The organism is Fontimonas sp. FW305-C-3, from assembly GCF_058783185.1.
The window spans coordinates 955,591-974,961 of record NZ_JBYSYK010000001.1 but is presented as its reverse complement, the minus strand read 5'-3'; the positions used below and the strand labels follow the sequence as shown (position 1 = coordinate 974,961).

The window sequence follows — 19,371 nt, the reverse complement described above, 5'->3', positions numbered from 1 at the left end:
GGGGCCCCTTCCGGAGCTGCAGCGGCTTCTTGAGCGATAGCGGCCCCAGTTGAAAAACTACTTGCAATTACAGCTGCGATCGCTGTGCGGAGAAAAAGATCTCCCGCACGCTTGCGCGTTGAAATGATTTCCATCAGCTCACTCCCATGAGAACAAGATGTCTGGCCGCGCACACCACTCCAGATGCGCTCGGCCAACGGCTTTCTACAACGTCGTCCCGAGCCTAGTCCCCGCTTGTGAACTGCGTCAAGAATCTGCAACAAAACTGGGTGAAAGCCACTAGCAATATGGTGCGATGCCGCATTTCTGCTGTGCGGAAAGTCTGCTGCGCGTGGGGAAATCCTGCTACCCGCCCGGGTAGGAACGCACACGCAAGCGGCGCGATCGAAGGTCGCGAGACCCACGCATCAGCGTACGATTGGGAATTGTTTTGAAGCGAGGGGTGGTGCCGGCAGCAGGAATCGAACCCGCGACCCCCTGATTACAAATCAGGTGCTCTACCGACTGAGCTATACCGGCGCGGCGCGCAGTTTAGCCGAGTGGCGGGCCGGGCTGGCAGTCTTTTCGGACATAATTCGAGTCCGCTGCGACACAGAACCCCACGCCCGCGCCGATGAGCGAAATCGAACTTCACCGCAAGCTGCTCGGCGATGCGCCGCGCAACGCCGCTTTCAACGACGCGCTCAAGCAGCTGGTAGTCCCCGGGGAATCGACGGTGCTGGACATTGGCGCCGGCACTGGCTTCCTGAGTTTTCTTGCACGCCGGCTCGGCGCTCGTCAGTGCACGCTGATCGAATACACGGACATGCTCGATCTCGCCGAGGATCTGGCGCGGCGCAATGGCATTGACGGCCTGCGCTTCATCAAAGCGCATTCCGGCGAGGTCCAACGCAAGCTCACAGCGGACATCGTCGTCACCGAGACCCTGGGCAATTTCGCGCTGGAAGAAGGGTTCCTCGAAACTGCGGTCGACGCGCGGCGATTCCTGAAGCCCGGCGGCGCGATCCTGCCGTATGCCTTGCGCCAGTTCGCGGCTCCGGTGGTCAGCGATCGACTGCAGCGCGAGATCGATATCTGGCCCGGCGTCGGCTTCGACCTGGACCTGAGCGCGGCACGCACCATCAGTCTCAACAACATGTATGTGAAGGCCATCGTCCCGGCCGACGTCGGCGGCAGCAACGCGACCGCGCGCCGCTGGGACGCGATCGACGTCAGCCCCGGCAAGCCCGCACCATTGAGCCGGCGCACGCAGGCGGTCAGCTGGAAAGCGGCGGATCTGCCGTCGTCGTCCATCAGCGGGTTCGCGCTGTGGTGGGAAGCGGATCTGGTTCCCGGCGTGCAGTTGTCGACATCGCCATTCGAGACCGCGACGCATTGGGAGCAGATCTACCTGCCCCTGCTGGATTCGCTGTCGCTGCAAGCAAACGACACCGTCGAACTGACCCTGACCTGCGATACGCGGCCGGATGTGGGCGTGCGGCTGGGCTGGAACACGCGACAGCTGCGCGGCGGCAAGGCCGTGCAAGTCCAGCAGCAGGACAGCTTCCGCGGGCGCATCTAGAACCCCGTCAACGCTAGGACAGCGTCAGGCGTTCCAGTTCCTTCAGATACAGCAGGGCGAACTCGCGCGTCTCGCCGCACATTTCCAGACTGGCCTGCAGGCCGCCGCACACAGCCGGGCGCCGCGGATCGTTGAACAGCCGGCAGCCGAAATTCTCGTCAAGCTGCACGCAGGGCACGCCGGCCGGCTTGCCGTCGGGCATGCCGGGAATCGCCGAGGAGATCGACGGTGCGGTGCAACAGGCGCCGCAACGGGAACGGCAGTTCATCGCAAGGGACTCAAGGGCCGGCTCTGTGGGGGTTGTTTGTCGCCGCGGCCAAACCGGCTGGCGCGGCAATCCATTAATCTTGCGTTACTTCTTTGCCGCCGCGTGCCCATGAATCGCATTCTGCAGGATCTCGTGAATCTTCTCGACCTCGAGACGCTGGAGGCCAACCTGTTTCGTGGCCAGTCGCGCGATCTCGGCGGCAAGAGCGTCTTCGGTGGCCAGGTCATCGGTCAGGCCCTGGTCGCTGCAAACCGCACGGTCGTCGGCAACGGCGCCGCGCACTCGTTACACGCCTATTTTCTGCGCCCGGGCGACATGGCGCTGCCGATCGTCTACGAAGTGGACCGCGTGCGCGATGGCCGCACGTTCACGACCCGGCGCGTGCAGGCGATCCAGAACGGCCAGCCGATCCTGACGATGATCGCCTCCTTCCAGAATCCGGAAGCGGGACTCTCTCATCAGGCCGCGATGCCGGATGTGCCGCCACCGGAGAAGCTGGTCAGCCTGCGCGATCTCAACGACCGCTGGATCCAGCAGACCGCGGACGTGCCGGATCGCGTGTTCCACACGCTGACGCGCGAGCTGGCAATCGAGTTCAAGCCCGTCGCGCCCTGGAATCCGCTCGCTCCCGACCAGCAGCCGCCGTCGCAGCACATCTGGTTCCGCGCCGCCGGCAAATTGCCGGACGATCCGATGCTGCACCGCTGCGTGCTCGCCTACGCTTCGGACTTCAACCTGCTGTCAACCGCGCTGCGCCCGCATGGCCAGAGCTGGTTCGCCGATCACATGGTCGTCGCGAGCATCGACCACGCGTTGTGGTTCCATCGCGATGTGCGGGTCGACGACTGGCTGCTGTACAGCATGGACTCGCCGACCTCGCAGGCGGCGCGCGGCATGTCGCGCGGGCTGATCTTCAACCGTCGCGGCGAACTCGTCGCCAGCGTCGCGCAGGAAAACCTGATGCGCGACCTGCGCAATCAGCAGCCTTGAGGAAACACGCATGATCCGCCGCATCCTGGTTTCCCTGCTGATTCTTGCCGCCCTGCTGGTCGGCGGTCTTGTCGCGCTCGATCGCTTCGCACCGGCGAAGAGCGCCGAACTCGCGGTCGGCATCGAACGTCAGCGCGCGCATCTGCTGCGCAAGACCGCGAAGATCGATGGCTTCGAGATCGCCTATCTGGAAGGCGGCAGCGGTGAGCCGCTGGTGCTGGTCCACGGCTTCGGTGCCGACAAGGACAACTTCACGCAGATCTCGCGCCTGCTGACGCCGCACTACCGCGTCATCATCCCGGACATGCCGGGCTTCGGCGAAAGCAGCAAGCCGACGGATGTCACCTACACGATCGACGAGCAGGCGCTGCGCCTGGATCAGTTCCTGACCGCCATCGGCGTTGAAGGCGCGCACTTCGGCGGCAGCTCGATGGGCGGCTGGACCGTGCTGCAGTACGCCGCGCTGTTCCCGCAGAAGACGCGCAGCCTGTGGCTGCTCGCACCGGCCGGCGTCGAGAGCGCCAAGCTCAGCGAGGTGCGCGAGATTTATGCGAGGACCGGCAAGATGCCGCTGATCGTCGACCGCATCGAGGATTACCCGGCGCTGATGGAAGTCGTCATGAACCATCCGCCGTTCATGCCGGGCGGCATCAAGAGCGTGCTCGCCGAACGCGCCTTCAACAATCGCGAGCTGCTGAAGAAAATCATGGCCGGACTGCACGGCGTGTCGACGCCGAGCGAACAGCTCGCCGCGCAGGTCAAGGCGCCGACACTGATCGTCTGGGGCGACCACGACCGCGTGCTGGATGTCAGCGGCGCGACGATCCTCGAGCAGGCGATCGCCGGCTCGCAGCTCATCGTCATGCCCGACATCGGCCACCTGCCGATGCTCGAAGCCCCGGCGCAGGCGGCGGCGGATTACCTGAAGTTCCGCGCCTCGCTCAAGCCCTGAACCGGGCTTTCCGGGCGCTGCCAGTCCGGCGGCGCCCACAGGTGCTTGAGCCGCTGCCACAACGGACCGGGCTTCGCGACGTCGCGCCACATATCGACGAACTCGTGGACGTTCAGCGTCCACAGGTTGTTCGATTTCACCTGGCGCGGAATACCGTAGTCGACCGGCTCGACCTCGGGCTCGAACGTGCCGAACCAACGGTCGAAGATGATCAGCACGCCGCCGTAGTTCTTGTCGATGTATTGCGGATTGCGGCCGTGATGCGCGCGGTGGTTGCTCGGCGTGTCGAAGAGGTACTCGTACCAGCGCGGCAGCTTGGTGACGACTTCGGTGTGCACGAAATACTGATAGGCGAGGTCGCAGGCATACAGGAAGAACACCACGCCCGGCGGCACGCCGAGCCACACCAGCGGCATGAAGAACAGCCACCAGCCGGTGATCGAGTACAGCGCGCTCTGGCGCAGCGCGGTCGTGAAATTCATGTGCTCGCCGGAGTGGTGCACGACATGCGCGCTCCAGAACCAGCGGATGCGGTGACTGGCGCGGTGAAACCAGTAGTACAGGAACTCGACCGCGATGAAGATCGGCACGATCGTCCAGCCGTTGATCGGCATGTCGAACAGACGATGCTCGTAGATCCAGACGATGATCGCGCCGCTGACCAGCGCGTGGACGATGAACTCGGCGACCTGGTAGCTCGCGCCGAGGCCGATGTTGGTGCCGACATCCTTCCAGTGGAAGGCCGTGCGCCAGCCGCGCGTCTGCATCAGCTTGTATTCGACCGCGAAAGCCATCAGGAACACCGGCGCCATGCCGGTCAGCACGACCTGCTTCCAATCGACGTGCGGGCCGAGCAGCTGGTGCACGGTGCTGATGAACTGTTCGATCATGGTTCTGTCCCCCGAAACATTTCGCAATACCGCTATCTTCGGCCACACTGCGCGCGGATTTCTTGACGACCCACGCCAGGCCGGATGACAGACCACGCCAACTCGGTATCGATGGCCTACCTGCGCGCCCTGCTCGATTATGTGCAGGCGCGCGGACTGGCGCCGGCTGAACTGCTGGCCGGCACCGGCATCCGCCCGGACGACCGCGACAGCCGCGTCCCGGAAGCGCTCGCCGCCGATCTGTTCGACCGTGCCGCCGCGCGGCTGAACGACCCCTGCCTCGGCCTGCATGTCGGCGAAAACGTACGCCCCGGCCACTACGGCGTGCTCGGCTACGTGGCGATGAACTGCGGCAACCTCGGCGAGGCGCTCGACGGCCTGCGCCGCTATCAGGCGCTGGTCATCGACCTTGGCGGCGTCACGGTCACGGCCGAGCCGGACCAGTTGGTGCTGTCCTGGCAGCCGGAGACCGAGCGGCCGTTCCGCCAACTCGCCGAGTTCAACATCGCCGGCCTGCTGACGTTCACGCGCTGGATGGCCGGCCGCGACGCCAACGTGCAGCGCGTCGACTTCATCTACGACGCGCCCGCCGATCTGACCGAGCATCGCCGCGTGTTCGGCTGCGAACCGCGTTACAACCAGGCCGCGTATCGACTGGCCGTGCCGGCGCGCTGGCTCGCGGCACCGCTGATGCAGCCGGATCCGGCGATGCGCGAGTTGATGCTGCGTCTTGCCGACTCACAATTGCTCGAACTGCCGCGCAGCGACGACGTGCTCGCCAAGGCCCGTGCGTTGATTGCGGCACGCCTCAAGCACGCGCCGGTCGATCTCGACTGGCTCGCCGCGCAGCTCGCGCAGAGTCCGCGCAGCCTGCAGCGGCGGCTCAGCGAACAATCGCTGAGCTTCAGCCAGCTGGTCGAACAGGTGCGGCGTGAGCTGGCCGAGCGCTGCCTTGCCGACCCGCTGCTCGATCTGACCGATATCGCGTTCCTGCTCGGCTATTCGGAGCAGAGTGCGTTCCAGCGGGCGTTCAAGAGATGGACTGGGATGACGCCGCTGCAATGGCGGCAAAGTCGGAAACCGTAGCCCGGGTGCAACCCGGGGCCGTCGCTGGTCGACGGCTGCAGTGTCCCGGATTTCATCCGGGCTACGACTATTTCCGCGCCCGAAACTCACTCGGCGAGCACCCCGCCCAGCGCTTGAACGCGCGCGTGAAGCTGCTCATGTCGCCGAAGCCGAGCATGAAGGCGATCTCGCCGATGCTCAGATTGAGATCGCGCAGATAGCTCTGCGCCAGCTGGTGCCGGGTATCGAGCAGCACCGCGTTGTAGCTATTGCCAGTTTCGGCGAGGCGGCGCTGCAGGCTGCGCGGCGACATGTGCAGCTTGGCCGCTACCGCCGCGGCGGCCGGTTCGCCGGTCGGCAGCAGTTCGGTCAATGCCGTGCGGACGCGGGTGACGACATCGTCCTGGCGCAGGCGCGCCAAGTAGCGCTGGACGATCTCGTCGTTGTGCCGCGCCAGTTCCGGGTTCGCGCCTTCCAGCGGCAGGTCGAGCACGTGATTGTCGAGGTAGACCGCATTCTCGTCAGCGGAAAACTGGATCGGCGCGCGGAACAGGCGCTCGAAGGCGGCGCGGTTGTGCGGCGTGGCGCGCTGCAGGCGCAGCAGGCGCGGCGAGAAATCGCGGCGGCCAAGCAGGCCGCGGCACATGCGGACAATCAGCGCGGAAAAAGCGTCGATCGCTTCCGGCGACAGGTCGCCGCCCGGCGTCGCGCTGATCGAGAAACGATAACCCTCGTCGGTCGGCTCCAGACTCAGCCGCGCGACGTCGGTGATGACGTCGAAGTAGCGCACCATCCGGTCGAAGACATCGTGCAAGGTCGCGCTGGCACTCAGCGCATAGCCCAGCGCATGGAAGGTCGTCGGTCCGACATGGCGGGCAACGCTAAGGCCGAAGGCGTCGTCGCCGCTGGCTTCGACGGCGAGCCGCCACAGCCTTGCGGTGCGACTGACCGGATAGCGGCCGTTCGGGTCATCGAGCGCCGCCAGATCGAGCCCCGCCGCGGCGAACAGCCGCGCGCTGTCGTACCCGCCCGCGTCGAGCGCCTTGCGGATGGCACGGGCCCAGCTGGTCAAGGCACTGGCGGAAGACGGCATCTGCGGTTCTTGGCGTTATTGGTCAGACGATTGGCGCACATGGCCGGGTCGGCGCGGCAGCTCTCCCCTACAGTGCGCAAAGCTACGCGACCCCTATGTGGAGAATGATGTGTACGACGCATCGCTGACAAGCACCGAAGCCAAGGTCATGACCGACGAGCAGAAGACCGCGCGGATCAAGGCCGTGGTCCTGAAGGCCGGCCAGGATCTGCGCCAGCGCCACCCCTGGCTGCTGCACCAGGACGCGATCGGCGCCGCGATCCTCGCATTCTCGCTCGCCGGCATGGGCCTGTCGGCCTGGGCCTATGTGCAGGGCTGGATGCCCTGGTGGCTGTGCATTCCGGTCGTCGCGCTGTTTGCATCGTTCACCCACGAACTCGAGCACGATCTGATCCACTGGATGTACTTCCGCAAGAACCCGCTAGCGCATCACCTGATGATGGCGCTGGTCTGGCTCGCGCGGCCGAGCACGATCAATCCCTGGATCCGCCGCGAGCTGCATTTCCGCCACCACAAGCATTCCGGCACGCAGAAGGACACCGAGGAACGCGGCATCACCAACGGCCGGCGCTGGGGCTTGGCGCGGCTGCTGATGCTCGGCGACGCAACGTTGGCGCTGCTGCTGCGCGTGCCGGAAGCCAAGGGCCGCCACAAGCTGTTGCTGCTGATCGGCGGGCCGATCGCCTACTTCCCGCTCGGCTGGCTGAACTGGGGCCTGTGGTACTGCTTCCTCGGCTTCCATGTCGCCAATCTTGTCGCCGGCTTCAGCGGCACGACGATTGCCTGGTCGGCCACGACGCTTGCCGCGATGCCCTGGATCAATCTGCTGATGGTGGTCTGGATCGGCCCCAACCTGATCCGCAGCTTCTCGCTGCACTTCGTCAGCTCGAACATGCACTACTTCGGCGACGTCGAGGACGGCAACGTCATGCAGCAGTGCCAGGTACTGACGCCGGCCTGGATGCTCCCGTTCCAGCTGTTCTGCTTCAATTTCGGCAGCACCCACGCGATCCATCATTTCGTCGTCAAGGAACCGTTCTACATCCGCCAGTGGACCGCGCGCGAAGCGCACCAGGTGATGCGCGAGATGGGCGTGCGCTTCAACGACACGGCGACCTTCGGCCGCGCCAACCGCTGGGCGCAAAAGCCGGTCAGCGCCTAGCGACGGACCGGGCTGTCCCTGCCGCCACTGCAAGGGCGGCGGGGACAGCGCACACTGGGGCACGCTTGATGAGGAATCGCTCATGAAATCGCTTGCTCCCAGCCGTCTGGCCTACTGGCGCGGCGCCCTGCAGTTCGCCGGCGACGGTTTCGACCTCATCACCCAGCGCGTCCACGGCATTCACCGCGCGATCGCCGACAAGCCCTTCCAGGCGCTCGCACCGCTGCCCGCGCTCGGCGACAGCAGTGCGCCCGTGCGGCAGATTCACGACACCATCACCGACGGCGTCTATGGCGTCGTGCGCCTCAGCGGCAACGCGCTGATCGGCGCCGCGACGGAAGTCCTCAAGCAGGCCGATCGCGTCGTCCCGCCGACACCGATGGCACCGAATTTCTATCGCGACAGCGCGGTGTCCGCGCTCGGCGGCCTGTTCGGCGATCACGCGGCGCGCAAGCGCAATCCGCTGATGCCGCATCTCGGCTTCTATCAGGATGGCGCCCGCCTGGCGCTGACGCGCACCGTGCTCGCCGCGGCGTATCCGCAGGCCACGCGCAAGCTCGTCGTCTTCGTCCACGGCCTGTCCTGCACCGAGCATGGCTGGCAGTTCTACGTGGACCCAAGCCAGCCGGACACCGCCAGCTACGGCACCCGCCTCGGCGCCGAGTTCGGCTATACGCCGCTGTATCTGCGCTACAACAGCGGCCTGCACATCTCCGGCAATGGCCGGCGCCTGGCGCAGCAACTGACCCGCCTGCTCGCCAATTGGCCGACCGCCGTCGAGGACATCGTCCTGATCGGCCACAGCATGGGCGGCCTCGTGATCCGCGCCGCGGCCGCGCAGGCGCAGAACCAGGATCTGGGCTGGGCCGGCAAGATCAGCCGCCTGATCTGCCTCGGCTCGCCGCACCGCGGCGCGCCGCTGGAACAGGCGGTCGACGGCCTGACCCGCGTGCTCGGCCGCTTCGACCTGACCCGGCCCTGGGGCCAGTTGCTGGAAGCGCGCTCGGTCGGTGTCCGCGACCTCATGCACGGCGCTACCTCGGATGCCGACTGGCGCGACGGCGGCACCCGCAGCTGGCGTCCGCCGCAGCCGCTGGCGCGCCTGCCGGATGCGCAGTATCACTTCATCGGCAGCAGCATCGGGGTCTCCGAACGCGATCCGATCGGCCGTTTCCTGGGCGACGGCCTGGTCCGCCTGCCGAGCAGCGTCGCCGCCGAACTGGCCGATGCCCACACGGCAACCTTGTTCAAGATCAATCACATGCGCCTGCTCAATCACCCGCTGATCTACGCCGAACTGCGCAAAGCCTTCGTCTGAGCCTGTCGTAGCCCGGATGCAATCCGGGTTCTGCATGCACCGCCAGCCAAAAACCCCGGATGGCATCCGGGCTGCCGTTCGCTCGCATTGAATCCACAGTGGGAGATTTTGCTCGGGCCTGGATTAGACAATTGTCTAATCACTGACACTCTGTCAGAGTCCGGCCATGAACCCCCGCAAGAAATCGCCAGCGCGCGCCGCCGGCAGCCGCTCCAGCAGCCTCGCCCAACGCCGGGTCGAGGAAAAGGAGCAGCGCCGCGAAGCGATCATCGACGCCGCCGAGCGGGTGTTCGAACGCACCAGCTTCGATGTCGCGACGATGGAACACGTCGCCAAGGCCGCGCGTGTCTCGCGCGCCCTGCTCTACCTCTATTTCAAGAACAAGGCCGAGCTGAATCTGGCGATCTGCGAGCGCGCGCTGAAGCTGCTGCGTGAGCGCTTCCTGATTGCGGCAGCGCAGCAACCTACCGGCTACGAGCAGATCCGCGCGATCGGCAACGAATATGTCGCGTTTGCGATCAGCCATCCCGGCTACTTCAAGGCCCTGTCGCGTTTCGAAGCGCATGCGCAGAGCGAGATCACCGACGGCTCGATCGAGCATTCGGTATTCGACTGCGGCAGCGCCGTGCACCAGGTCACCGTCGACTGCATCGAGAACGGCATGCGCGACGGTTCGATCCGCAGCGACGTCGAACACACGCTGCTCGCCGCGATGAGCCTGTGGGCCTTTACCCACGGCACGATCCAGCTGGCGCACACCAAGCATCACTTCTTTGAACGCTGCGGCCTGTCGACGGCGCAGTTCACCGAATCCGCGATGGAGCTGGGCCTGCGCGGCCTACGCCCCGTTGCCGACGCCCAGCAGAAGCCCCGATGAAACTCATCCCCCACCTGACCGCTTTCGCGCTGCTCATCGCCGGCGGGGTCGCCGTCGCGCAGCCCGACGGCGCCGCGACAGATCCGGTACTCGATACCTATCTCGCCGAAGCACTCGCCGCCAACCCCGGGCTGCAGGCACGCGACGCGGCCAGCGCCGCGAGCGCGGCGGCCGCCGATGCGGCGCGCGCGCAGCGCCTGCCGAGCATGGAACTGCGCGCGCGCTACACCCGCGCCGACGGCGGCCGGACGATCGATTTTCCGGCAGGTGATCTGCTCAACGACGTCTACTCACTGCTCAACACCGCGCTCGAAGAGCGCGGCCAGCCGCCGCGCTTCCCGCAGATCGAGAACCAGTCCATCGCCCTGCTGCGCGAGCGCGAACAGGACACGCGCGTCGCGCTGACCGCACCGCTCTATGCGCCCGCGTTGTGGGCACAGGCCGATGCACTGATTGCGCAACACGGCGCCGTCGCCGCCGGCCGCGAAGTGTTTGCGCGCACCCTGGTCCGCGAGGTCAAACGCGCCTATTACGGCGCGGTCCAGGCCGAAGCCAGCGAGCGCATCCTCGCCGCAGCCGTCGGCCTGCTGCAGGAAGACGTCCGCGTTTCGCAGTCGCTGATCGACGCCGGCAAGGCGACGCGTGATCGCGTGCTGCGTGCGGAGGCCGAGCGCCTCGCCATCGTGCAACGCCAGGATCAGGCCGCGCTTGCCGCGGCGCAGGCGCGGCGCCTGCTGAATGCCTTGCGCGATGTGCCGGTCGACACGCCCGTCGCACTCGCCGATCCGCAGGCATTGGCGCTGCCGAAGGTCGCGCCCACCGGTGGGCCGCGTCCTGAGCTGCGCCAGCTCGATCAAGCCATCGACGCGTCCGATGCCGCGCGCCGCGCCGCGCTGGCAGGCCAGCTGCCGACGCTCGCGTTCGCCGCCGACTACGGCATGCAGGGGGTCGACTACAACGTCGGCCGCGACGATGACTTCAGCACCGTCTCGCTGGTCCTGAACTGGACCCTGTGGGACTTCGGCGCCCGCGCCAACAAGCGTCGTCAGGCCGAAGCCGAGACCGACCAGCTGCGCGCCGAGCGACGCGACCTGGAGCACAAGCTCGCGATCGCGCAATGGAGCGCGACCGAATCGCTGCAGCTCGCGCTGCGCTCGATCGGCGTGGCCGAGGCGCGGGTCGCCGCCGCCGAGGAAGTGTTTCGCATCGCCGAGCGCAAGCGCGCCGCCGCCAGCCTGTCGCAGGTTGAGTTCATCGATGCGCAGCGCTCGCAGACCGAAGCGCGCCTGAACCTCGCGATCGCGCGCTGCGAAGCGCTCGACCGCGCCGCCGAACTGGAACTGGCGAACGCGTCCTATCCGTTGAACAGCAGCCCGCAGCAGCCGCTGCCGGCCACCGTCGACAGCCGTGCCGGCATGTCCGGCAAGTTGACTCATACCCTGGCTGCAGTGCCCGAGTAATCGCATGACCGAACCAAGCCCCATGATCCGCTCAGGCATCCGCCATTTCACGTCGTCGATCGCGCTCGCCGCGGCGGCGCTGCTGCTGACCGCCTGCTCCAAGCCGCCGGCTACCGAAGGCACACCGACACCGGCGGCGCGCAGCGTGCGCGTCGCCGCGGTGACGCAGGGGCCCGCGCTGTCGCCGATCGTTTCGACCGGCGTCGTCTCCAGCCGCGACGAAGCCAAGCTGTCCTTCATGATGGCGGGCATGGTGCGCGACATCAGCGTGCGCGAAGGCGACACCGTCCGCGCCGGCCAGCGCATTGCCACACTGGAAACCACCGCTGTCGACGCCGGCGTCACGCAAGCGCGCGCCGCGGCGGACAAGGCGCAGCGCGATCTCGATCGCGGTCGCCAGCTGTTCGAGCAGGACGTCATCACTCAGGAACAGCTCGACGACCTCGGCACCGCGGCCGCGGTTGCCAAGGCGACACTCGATTCGGCGCAGTACAGCCGCCGCTATGCCGAGATCACCGCGCCGGCCGATGGCCGCATCCTGCGGCGCCTCGCCGAACCGCGCGAACTCGTCAGCGGCGGCCAGCCGATTCTGCTCGTCAGCCGCGGCGCCGGCGGCCACACGCTCAAGCTCGGCCTGCCCGACCGCGACTTCGTGCACGTGCGCATCGGCGACCGCGCGACGGTCCGCTTCGATGCCTATCCGCGCCGCGAATTCGCCGCGCAGATCATCGAGCGCAGCGAAGCGGCGGATCCGCGTACCGGCACCTTCGCGGTGGAGCTGGCGATCGACGCCGGCGACGCCGATCTCGCCAACGGCCTGATCGGCCGCGCCGAGATCGCCGCCACCGGCAGCGGCGCCGGCACGCTCGATTACGTGCCGCTGACCGCACTCGTCGAAGGTGCGGCCGACGCGACGCTGCTGTTCCTCTACGACGCCAAAACCCAGACCGTCAGCGGCCGCCGCGTCGGCGTCGCCTTCATCACCGACAGCGGTGCCGCCTTGCGCGAAGCCCTGCCGGCCGGCAGTCAGGTGATCACCGATGGCGCGCCTTATCTCAACGATGGCGCCGTCGTGCGCGTGATCGAGTAGATCGGCCATGCGTATCGCCGAATTCTCGGTCCGCAACGTTCCCTTCATGGTCGTTGTGTTCGCGATGCTGATCGCGCTGGGCGTCATGGCGCTGCGCGACATTCCGCGCACGGAAGATCCTTACTTCCCGATCTCCGCGTTTAATGTCATCACCATCTATCCAGGTGCCGATCCGCTGGAGATCGAACGCCAGGTCGTCGAACCGATCGAGGATGCGATCAACAAGCTCGACGACGTCAAGGAGATGATCTCGACCTCCGACGACAGCGTCGGCATCGTCCGCGTCGAGTTCTACGCCTCGGTCGACACCGAGAAGAAATTCGACGAGATCAATCGCGAACTCAATACGCTGAAGCTGCCGCCGGGCGTCGTCAGCCTGGAGGTCCAGAAGATCAATCCCGGCACGGTGTTCATCGTCCAGTCCGCACTGGTGTCGGAAACCGCGTCGTGGAACACCCTGGAAGACTGGGCCGACGAGATCACCGACCGTTTCGAGCGGCTGCCCGGCGTCCTCGAATCCGACGCCTGGGCCTATCCCGACCGCGAGCTGCGCGTCGAACTGGACCTCAAGCGCCTGGCCGAACTGAACCTGCGCGCCACCCAGGTGCTCGCCGCCGTCAATGCGGCGAATACCAATGTGCCTGGCGGCGCGATCGAAGTCGGCCCGCGACGTTTCAACATCAAGACCGCCGGCAACTTCAAGACGCCCGAGGAAGTGCTGGATACCGTCGTCGTCGGCGACGGCGCGCGAGCCATCCGCATCCGCGACATCGCCAGCGTCAAATGGGCGCAGGGCGCGGAACGTCATCTCGGCCGTTTCGACGGCAAGCGCGCCGTGTTTGTCACCGCCAACCAGAAGGAAGGCCAGAACATCTTCGCGACCCGCGAGGCGCTTTACGGCGTGCTGGACGACATCGAGAAGGAGTTGCCGGCCGACATCAAGCTCGAGCGTGGCTTCGATCAGTCGAAGAACGTCGCCAAGCGCCTGAACCGCCTCAGCGCCGACTTCATCATCGCCTTCGTGCTGGTCGCCATCACGCTGCTGCCGCTGGGTCTGCGCGCCGCCGGCATCGTCATGGTGTCGATCCCGCTGTCGCTGTCGGTCGGCCTGGCCTCGCTGTACTTCTGCGGCTTCTCGCTGAACCAGATGTCGATCGCCGGCTTCGTCGTCGCGCTCGGCCTGCTGGTCGACGATTCGATCGTCGTCACCGAGAACATCTCGCGCTTCCTGCGCGCCGGTCACAACCGCGACAAGGCGGCCATCCTGGCGACGCGGCAGATCGCGCTGGCCGTGCTCGGCTGCACCGCGACACTGCTGTTCGCCTTCGTGCCCTTGCTGGCCTTGCCCGGCAATGCCGGCAAGTTCGTCCGCTCACTGCCGATGGCGGTCGTGCTGACCGTGGTCGCCTCGCTGTTCATCTCGATGACGATCATTCCCTTCCTCGCTTCGCGCGTGCTGCCGCGCAACGAATCGCATGAAGGCAACGTCATCCTGCAGCGCCTGATGCACGCGATTCACGTCGTCTACGCACCGCTGCTGCGCCGCGCGCTGGCGCGGCCGAAAACGACGCTACTGCTCGCCAGCGGCCTGTTCATCGCGACCCTGGGTCTGGTGCCGCAGATGGGCATGAGCCTGTTCCCCAAGGCCGACACGCCGCAGTTCCTGATCCAGATTCGCCTGCCGGACGGCGCGAGCATGGCGCAGACCGATTCGGTGCTGCGCAAGGTCGAGGACGTGCTGGCGAAGACCGAGGACGTGCAGCACTACCTGTCCAATCTCGGCCGCGGCAATCCGCGCATCTACTACAACGTGTTCCAGCACGAGTACGCGTCCAACTACGCGGAAGTGTTCGTGCAGCTGCACGACTACCAGCCGAACCGCACGCCGGTCATGCTCGATGAGCTGCGCCAGCAGTTCGACGATCTCGCCGGCGCGGAAATCCTCGTCAAGCAGTTCGAGAACGGCCCACCGATGGAGGCGCCGATCGCGATCCGCGTCATCGGCCCGGACCTGATCACGCTGCGCGAGCTGTCGCTGAAGGTGGAGGAGCTGATCCGCAACACGCCCGGCACGCGCGACATCGTCAATCCGCAGCGTCGCACGCGCATCGACCTCGATCTCAATATCGACCGCGTGAAATCCGGCCTGCTCGGTGTCGCGCCGCTGGAGGCCGACCAGACCGTGCGCCTGGCGGTGGCCGGCCTGCCGGCCGGCGACTTCCATACCTCGGGCGGCGAAAGCTATCCGATCATCCTGCGCGCACCGCTGACCGGCAACGCGACGCTGGCCGCGCTGGAAGGCCTGCATGTCGGCACGCTCAGCGGCGGCCAGGTGCCGCTCGCGCAGATCACCCGGCCGGAGCTGACTGAATCGCAGTCGCGCATCTACCGCCGCGACCGCGAACGTGCGGTGTCGATCGCCGCGTATACCGAAACCGGACACAACACCGAAGCCGTCACCAACGCGATCATGACCCAGCTCGGCCAGATGGAATGGCCGCCTGGTTATCGCTATAACGCCGGCGGCGAAGTCGAGAGCCGCGAGGACAGCTTCGCCGGCTTCGGCACCGCGATCCTGGTCGCACTGTTCGGCATCATGGCGGTGCTGGTGCTGGAATTCGGCAGCTTCAAGTCGACGCTGATCGTCGCGACCGTGATTCCGCTGGGCGTCATGGGCGGCATCGTCATGCTGTTCCTGGTCGGCTACAACTTCAGCTTCACAGCGATGCTCGGCTTCATCGCGCTGATCGGCATCGAGATCAAGAACTCGATCCTGCTCGTCGATTTCACCAACCAGCTGCGCGCGATGGGGCGTCCGCTCGACGACGCGATCGCCGAGGCGGGCGAGATCCGCTTCCTGCCGATCCTGCTGACTTCGGTCACCGCGATCGGCGGCCTGCTGCCGCTGGCGATCCAGAACTCGCCGCTGTACTCGCCGATGGCCTGGGTCATCATCGGCGGCCTGATCACCTCGACGCTGATTGGTCGCCTGGTCACCCCGGTCATGTACAAGCTGCTGCCGCCGGACAACCGGCCGAATCCGCTCGATGAGGATTCGCCGGCCGATTTCGTCGCCACGCCCTGATCGGGCGTGCGCGACGCGGCTTGGCCGGGACAGACGCTGGCCCGTTCAACTGCTGTTCACGCTGGCCGCACCACGGCGTCTAAGGTTTCGTTACGATGACGCCCGGTCGCAATCCGCGGCCACGACATGACCCCAGCCTGGACCCGCCGATGAGCATGAATCGACGTCAATTGCTGCGCGCCGCCGCCGCCCTTTCCCTGTACGGCCTGCCGGCCGCCGCCCTGCTGCGCACCGCGACCGCAGTCGCGGCAAGCGCGCCCGGGGTCGCTTTCGACTATGCCGCGCTCAAGGGCCAGGCCCGCTCGCTCGCGTCCAAGGCCTACGTCGAGCCGAAGAACGATCTGCCGCCGGCGCTCGACAACATCAGCTGGGACGACTACCAGAAGCTGCGCTTCGACCGCGGCCACGCGCTGTGGGCCAAGGAAGACCTGCCGTTCCGCGTCGAGATGTTCCACCCGGGCCTGTTCTTCAAGCATCCGGTGCAGATCTACGAAGTGGTCGACGGCATCGCGCGCCACATCGACTACAGCCCGGCGCAGTTCGATACCGCCGGCCTCAAGCTCGGCAAGCTGTCCAAGGATCTGGGCTACGCCGGCTTTCGCATCCATCACCAGTCCGACTGGCAGCGCGACATCGCTGCGTTTCTCGGCGCCTCGTACTTCCGCGCGGTCGGCTCCGAGAAGCAGTACGGCCTGTCGGCCCGCGGCCTGGCGATCGACACCGGCCTGCCGCGCCCTGAAGAGTTCCCGCGCTTCAGCGCATTCTGGATCGAACGCCCGAAGGCCGAGACCGGCAACGTGGTGATCTACGCCCTGCTCGATTCGCCGAGCGTGGCCGGCGCCTATCGCTTCACGCTGACACCGGGCGAAGTGCTGCTGATCGACGTCGACGCGGCGTTGTATCCGCGCCAGGAAATTGAGCGTCTCGGCATCGCGCCGCTGACCAGCATGTATCAGACCGGCGAGAACGATCGCCGCTATGACTACGATTTCCGCCCGGAGATTCACGACTCCGACGGCCTGTCGATGTGGACCGGCGGCGGCGAATGGATCTGGCGGCCGATCGTCAATCCGCGCGATGTGCGCGTCAATTCGTTCTTCGACAACAACCCGCGCGGCTTCGGCCTGCTGCAGCGCGACCGCAACTTCGACCATTACCAGGACGACGGCGTGTTCTACGACCGCCGCCCGAGCCTGTGGGTGGAACCGCGCGGCAACTGGGGGCCGGGTGCGGTGCAGCTGGTCGAGATTCCGACCGTCGACGAAACCTTCGACAACGTCGTTGCGTTCTGGAAGCCGGAACAGAAGCCGAAGGCCGGCGACGAGATGCTGTTCGGCTACCGCCTGCACTGGGGCGCCCAGCCGCCGGCAAAACCGGCACAGGCGACGACCCGCGACAGCCGCACCGGCCTGGGCGGTGTTGTCGGCCAGAAGCGTACGTATTTTTCCTGGCGCTTCGCGGTCGATTTCGCCGGCGGCGCGCTGGAACTGCTCGGCGCCAATGCCAAGGTCGAGGCCGTCGTCAGCGCCTCGCGCGGCCGCATCGAGCTGGTCTCGGCGCGTCCGCTGCACGCAATCAACGGCTACCGCGCCCTGTTCGACATCGTGCCGGACGACTCGCTGGAGCCGATCGACATCCGCCTGTTCCTGCGCAACGGCAAACAGGCGCTGAGCGAAACCTGGGTCTACCAGTGGGCACCGCCGCCGAAGGCCGAGCGCGCGGAGCAGCTCAAGCACGCGGATCGCTAAGCGCTAGCCTCTGCGCGGGTCTCTCGATACGCCGCGCGTTGCGCGGCACTCGAGACGAACGGGAGCTTTTGGGAATCCCCCATAAAACTCCGTTCGCATCGAGTGCCTGCGAAGCAGGTGTATCGAGATGCCGCAGAGGCTCTTCGGGGGCTACTCCGGCCGCCACGACGGCAGCAGGTCCGCCACCATCGGTGTCAGCGCTTCGCTGGCGATGAACTCGCAGGCAGCCTCGATATCGGTCGCGAGCACGCGGTCTTCGCCGAGGAACGCCACCCGCTCGCGCAGCGACAGCAGCACCGCCTGCAGCGGTTCCGAAGTCTGCAGCGGCGCGTGGAAATCGACGCCCTGCGCCGCCGCCAGCAATTCGATCGCGATGATGTAGCGCGTGTTCTCGCACATCTGCAGCAGACGCCGCGCGGCGAAGGTCGCCATGCTGACGTGATCTTCCTGGTTCGCCGAGGTCGGCAGGCTGTCGACACTGGCCGGATGCGCAAGCGACTTGTTCTCCGATGCCAAGGCCGCCGCAGTGACGTGCGCCATCATGAATCCGGAGTGGATACCGGCGTCGCGAATCAGAAAGGGCGGCAGACCGGACAGCGTCGAATCGATCAGCAGCGCGATGCGGCGCTCGGACAGCGCGCCGATTTCGGCGATCGCCAGCGCCAGCGTATCCGCCGCCAGCGCCACCGGCTCGGCGTGGAAGTTGCCGCCCGAGATCACTTCGTTGTCGCCGGCGAACACCAGCGGGTTGTCGGTCACCGCGTTGGCTTCGATCAGCAGCGTGCGCGCCGCATTGCGCAGCAGGTCGAGGCAGGCGCCCATGACCTGCGGCTGGCAGCGCAGGCTGTACGGGTCCTGCACGCGCTCGTCGTTGACGCGATGCGAGGCGCGAATCTCGCTGCCTTCGAGCAGACGCCGGTAGCCGGCGGCGACATCGATCTGCCCGGGCTGGCCGCGCAGCGCCTGGATGCGCGCGTCGAACGGCGCATCGGAGCCGCGCGCCGCGTCGACCGCCATCGCGCCGGACACGGTGGCCGCCGCGAACAGATCCTCGGCCTCGAACAGCGCGCGGATCGCCAGTGCGGTCGACACCTGCGTACCGTTGAGCAGCGCAAGACCTTCCTTGGGCGCGAGCGCCAATGGCTGCAGCCCGGCGTGCTTCAGGCCTTCGATGCCCGCTGCTTTCTCGCCATTGATCAGGACCTCTCCTTCACCCAGCAACACCAGGGTCAGATGCGCGAGTGGCGCCAGATCGCCGGACGCACCCACCGAGCCTTGCGCAGGAATCAGCGGCAGCACATCGGCGTTGTAGAGCGCGAGCAAGGCCTCGATGGTCTGCCGTCGCGCGCCGGATGCACCCCGCGCAAGGCTTGCGGCCTTCAGCGCAAGAATCAGCCGCACCGTCGCAGCATCAAGCGGCGCACCGACGCCGACGGCGTGCGAACGCACGAGATTGTGCTGCAGGCGATCGAGCTGGTCGTCGGCAATCTGCACCTTGGCGAGCTTGCCGAAGCCGGTATTAATGCCGTACGCCGGCTCACCGCGCGCAACGACCGCGGCGATGGTCCGCACCGAAGCTTCGACCGCCGGCCAGTGCAGATTATCGATCGACAGCTTCACGTGGCCGCCGATCAGGTGCCGCAGCTCGCTCAGCGTCAGCTTGCCCGGCCGCAGATGCCACTCAGCCATGGGAACGCTCCCCGACCACGGTGCACACAAGCCCTTGTGAGCCGCTCATCACGACCTCCATCCGCGCTCTCCTGCCCGCCTGCATCGCGACGCTCGATGGCGCCGTTCTTCGTCGCACTTCCG

Annotated in this window: 15 protein-coding genes and 1 tRNA gene; 11 read left to right on the top strand and 5 right to left on the bottom strand. The window is 66.6% G+C overall.

Going from position 1 to position 19,371, the window contains the following annotated elements:
* Positions 1–443 precede the first annotated feature (443 nt).
* Positions 444–519, bottom strand: a tRNA-Thr gene (locus AC3WUF_RS04565).
* Positions 520–613: 94 nt separating this feature from the next.
* Here AC3WUF_RS04565 and AC3WUF_RS04560 point away from each other — a divergent pair.
* Positions 614–1,561, top strand: coding sequence for a methyltransferase domain-containing protein (locus AC3WUF_RS04560; protein ID WP_492422856.1), 948 nt, complete (start codon positions 614–616; stop codon positions 1,559–1,561).
* A gap of 13 nt (positions 1,562–1,574) precedes the next feature.
* Here the strand turns inward: AC3WUF_RS04560 and AC3WUF_RS04555 are convergent, their stop codons facing one another.
* Entirely contained in the window at positions 1,575–1,829 is a 255-nt protein-coding gene (locus tag AC3WUF_RS04555; RefSeq protein WP_492422854.1) for a YkgJ family cysteine cluster protein, read from the bottom strand.
* 108 nt (positions 1,830–1,937) lie between these two features.
* Between AC3WUF_RS04555 and tesB the strand changes: the two genes are divergently transcribed.
* Together tesB and AC3WUF_RS04545 are read left to right on the top strand one after the other, a co-directional pair.
* Positions 1,938–2,819: an acyl-CoA thioesterase II gene (gene tesB / locus AC3WUF_RS04550; protein ID WP_492422852.1), complete on the top strand. Its 882-nt coding sequence runs from the start codon at positions 1,938–1,940 to the stop codon at positions 2,817–2,819.
* Positions 2,820–2,829: 10 nt separating this feature from the next.
* Entirely contained in the window at positions 2,830–3,771 is a 942-nt protein-coding gene (locus AC3WUF_RS04545; protein ID WP_492422850.1) for an alpha/beta fold hydrolase, read from the top strand.
* Here AC3WUF_RS04545 and AC3WUF_RS04540 read toward each other — a convergent pair.
* Complete coding sequence (locus AC3WUF_RS04540) at positions 3,738–4,661, bottom strand: sterol desaturase family protein (RefSeq protein WP_492422848.1); 924 nt, start codon at positions 4,659–4,661, stop codon at positions 3,738–3,740. The genes AC3WUF_RS04545 and AC3WUF_RS04540 overlap by 34 nt on opposite strands.
* Positions 4,662–4,745: 84 nt before the next feature.
* Between AC3WUF_RS04540 and AC3WUF_RS04535 the strand changes: the two genes are divergently transcribed.
* A complete protein-coding gene (locus AC3WUF_RS04535; RefSeq protein WP_492422846.1) occupies positions 4,746–5,747 on the top strand; it encodes an AraC family transcriptional regulator in 1,002 nt (333 codons plus the stop codon).
* A 67-nt stretch (positions 5,748–5,814) separates the two neighbouring features.
* On the opposite strand, the gene AC3WUF_RS04530 is transcribed toward AC3WUF_RS04535, so the two are convergent.
* On the bottom strand, positions 5,815–6,819 hold the full coding sequence (locus AC3WUF_RS04530) for an AraC family transcriptional regulator (RefSeq protein ID WP_492422844.1): 1,005 nt from the start codon (positions 6,817–6,819) through the stop codon (positions 5,815–5,817).
* Positions 6,820–6,967: 148 nt separating this feature from the next.
* On the opposite strand from AC3WUF_RS04530, the gene AC3WUF_RS04525 reads away from it, so the two are divergent.
* From AC3WUF_RS04525 to AC3WUF_RS04495, 7 genes are all read left to right on the top strand, one after another.
* Positions 6,968–7,981: a fatty acid desaturase gene (locus tag AC3WUF_RS04525; RefSeq protein ID WP_492423565.1), complete on the top strand. Its 1,014-nt coding sequence runs from the start codon at positions 6,968–6,970 to the stop codon at positions 7,979–7,981.
* An 82-nt stretch (positions 7,982–8,063) separates the two neighbouring features.
* On the top strand, positions 8,064–9,299 hold the full coding sequence (locus AC3WUF_RS04520) for an esterase/lipase family protein (protein WP_492422842.1): 1,236 nt from the start codon (positions 8,064–8,066) through the stop codon (positions 9,297–9,299).
* Positions 9,300–9,465: 166 nt separating this feature from the next.
* Complete coding sequence (locus tag AC3WUF_RS04515; RefSeq protein ID WP_492422840.1) at positions 9,466–10,176, top strand: TetR/AcrR family transcriptional regulator; 711 nt, start codon at positions 9,466–9,468, stop codon at positions 10,174–10,176.
* Positions 10,173–11,636, top strand: a complete 1,464-nt coding sequence (locus tag AC3WUF_RS04510) for a TolC family protein (RefSeq protein ID WP_492422838.1) — start codon at positions 10,173–10,175, stop codon at positions 11,634–11,636. Before AC3WUF_RS04515 ends, AC3WUF_RS04510 begins: the two co-directional genes overlap by 4 nt.
* 4 nt (positions 11,637–11,640) lie before the next feature.
* Positions 11,641–12,726: an efflux RND transporter periplasmic adaptor subunit gene (locus tag AC3WUF_RS04505; protein ID WP_492422836.1), complete on the top strand. Its 1,086-nt coding sequence runs from the start codon at positions 11,641–11,643 to the stop codon at positions 12,724–12,726.
* Between the two features lie 7 nt (positions 12,727–12,733).
* Positions 12,734–15,811 (top strand): efflux RND transporter permease subunit, encoded by a 3,078-nt coding sequence (locus AC3WUF_RS04500; protein ID WP_492422834.1) that lies wholly within the window; start codon positions 12,734–12,736, stop codon positions 15,809–15,811.
* A 155-nt stretch (positions 15,812–15,966) separates the two neighbouring features.
* On the top strand, positions 15,967–17,559 hold the full coding sequence (locus AC3WUF_RS04495; RefSeq protein WP_492423563.1) for an OpgD/OpgG family glucan biosynthesis protein: 1,593 nt from the start codon (positions 15,967–15,969) through the stop codon (positions 17,557–17,559).
* A 150-nt stretch (positions 17,560–17,709) separates the two neighbouring features.
* Here AC3WUF_RS04495 and hutH read toward each other — a convergent pair whose 3' ends face one another.
* Positions 17,710–19,248 carry a histidine ammonia-lyase gene (hutH, locus tag AC3WUF_RS04490; protein ID WP_492422832.1) on the bottom strand — a complete coding sequence of 513 codons (1,539 nt, stop codon included), beginning with the start codon at positions 19,246–19,248 and terminating at the stop codon, positions 17,710–17,712.
* Between the last annotated feature and the right edge of the window lie 123 nt (positions 19,249–19,371).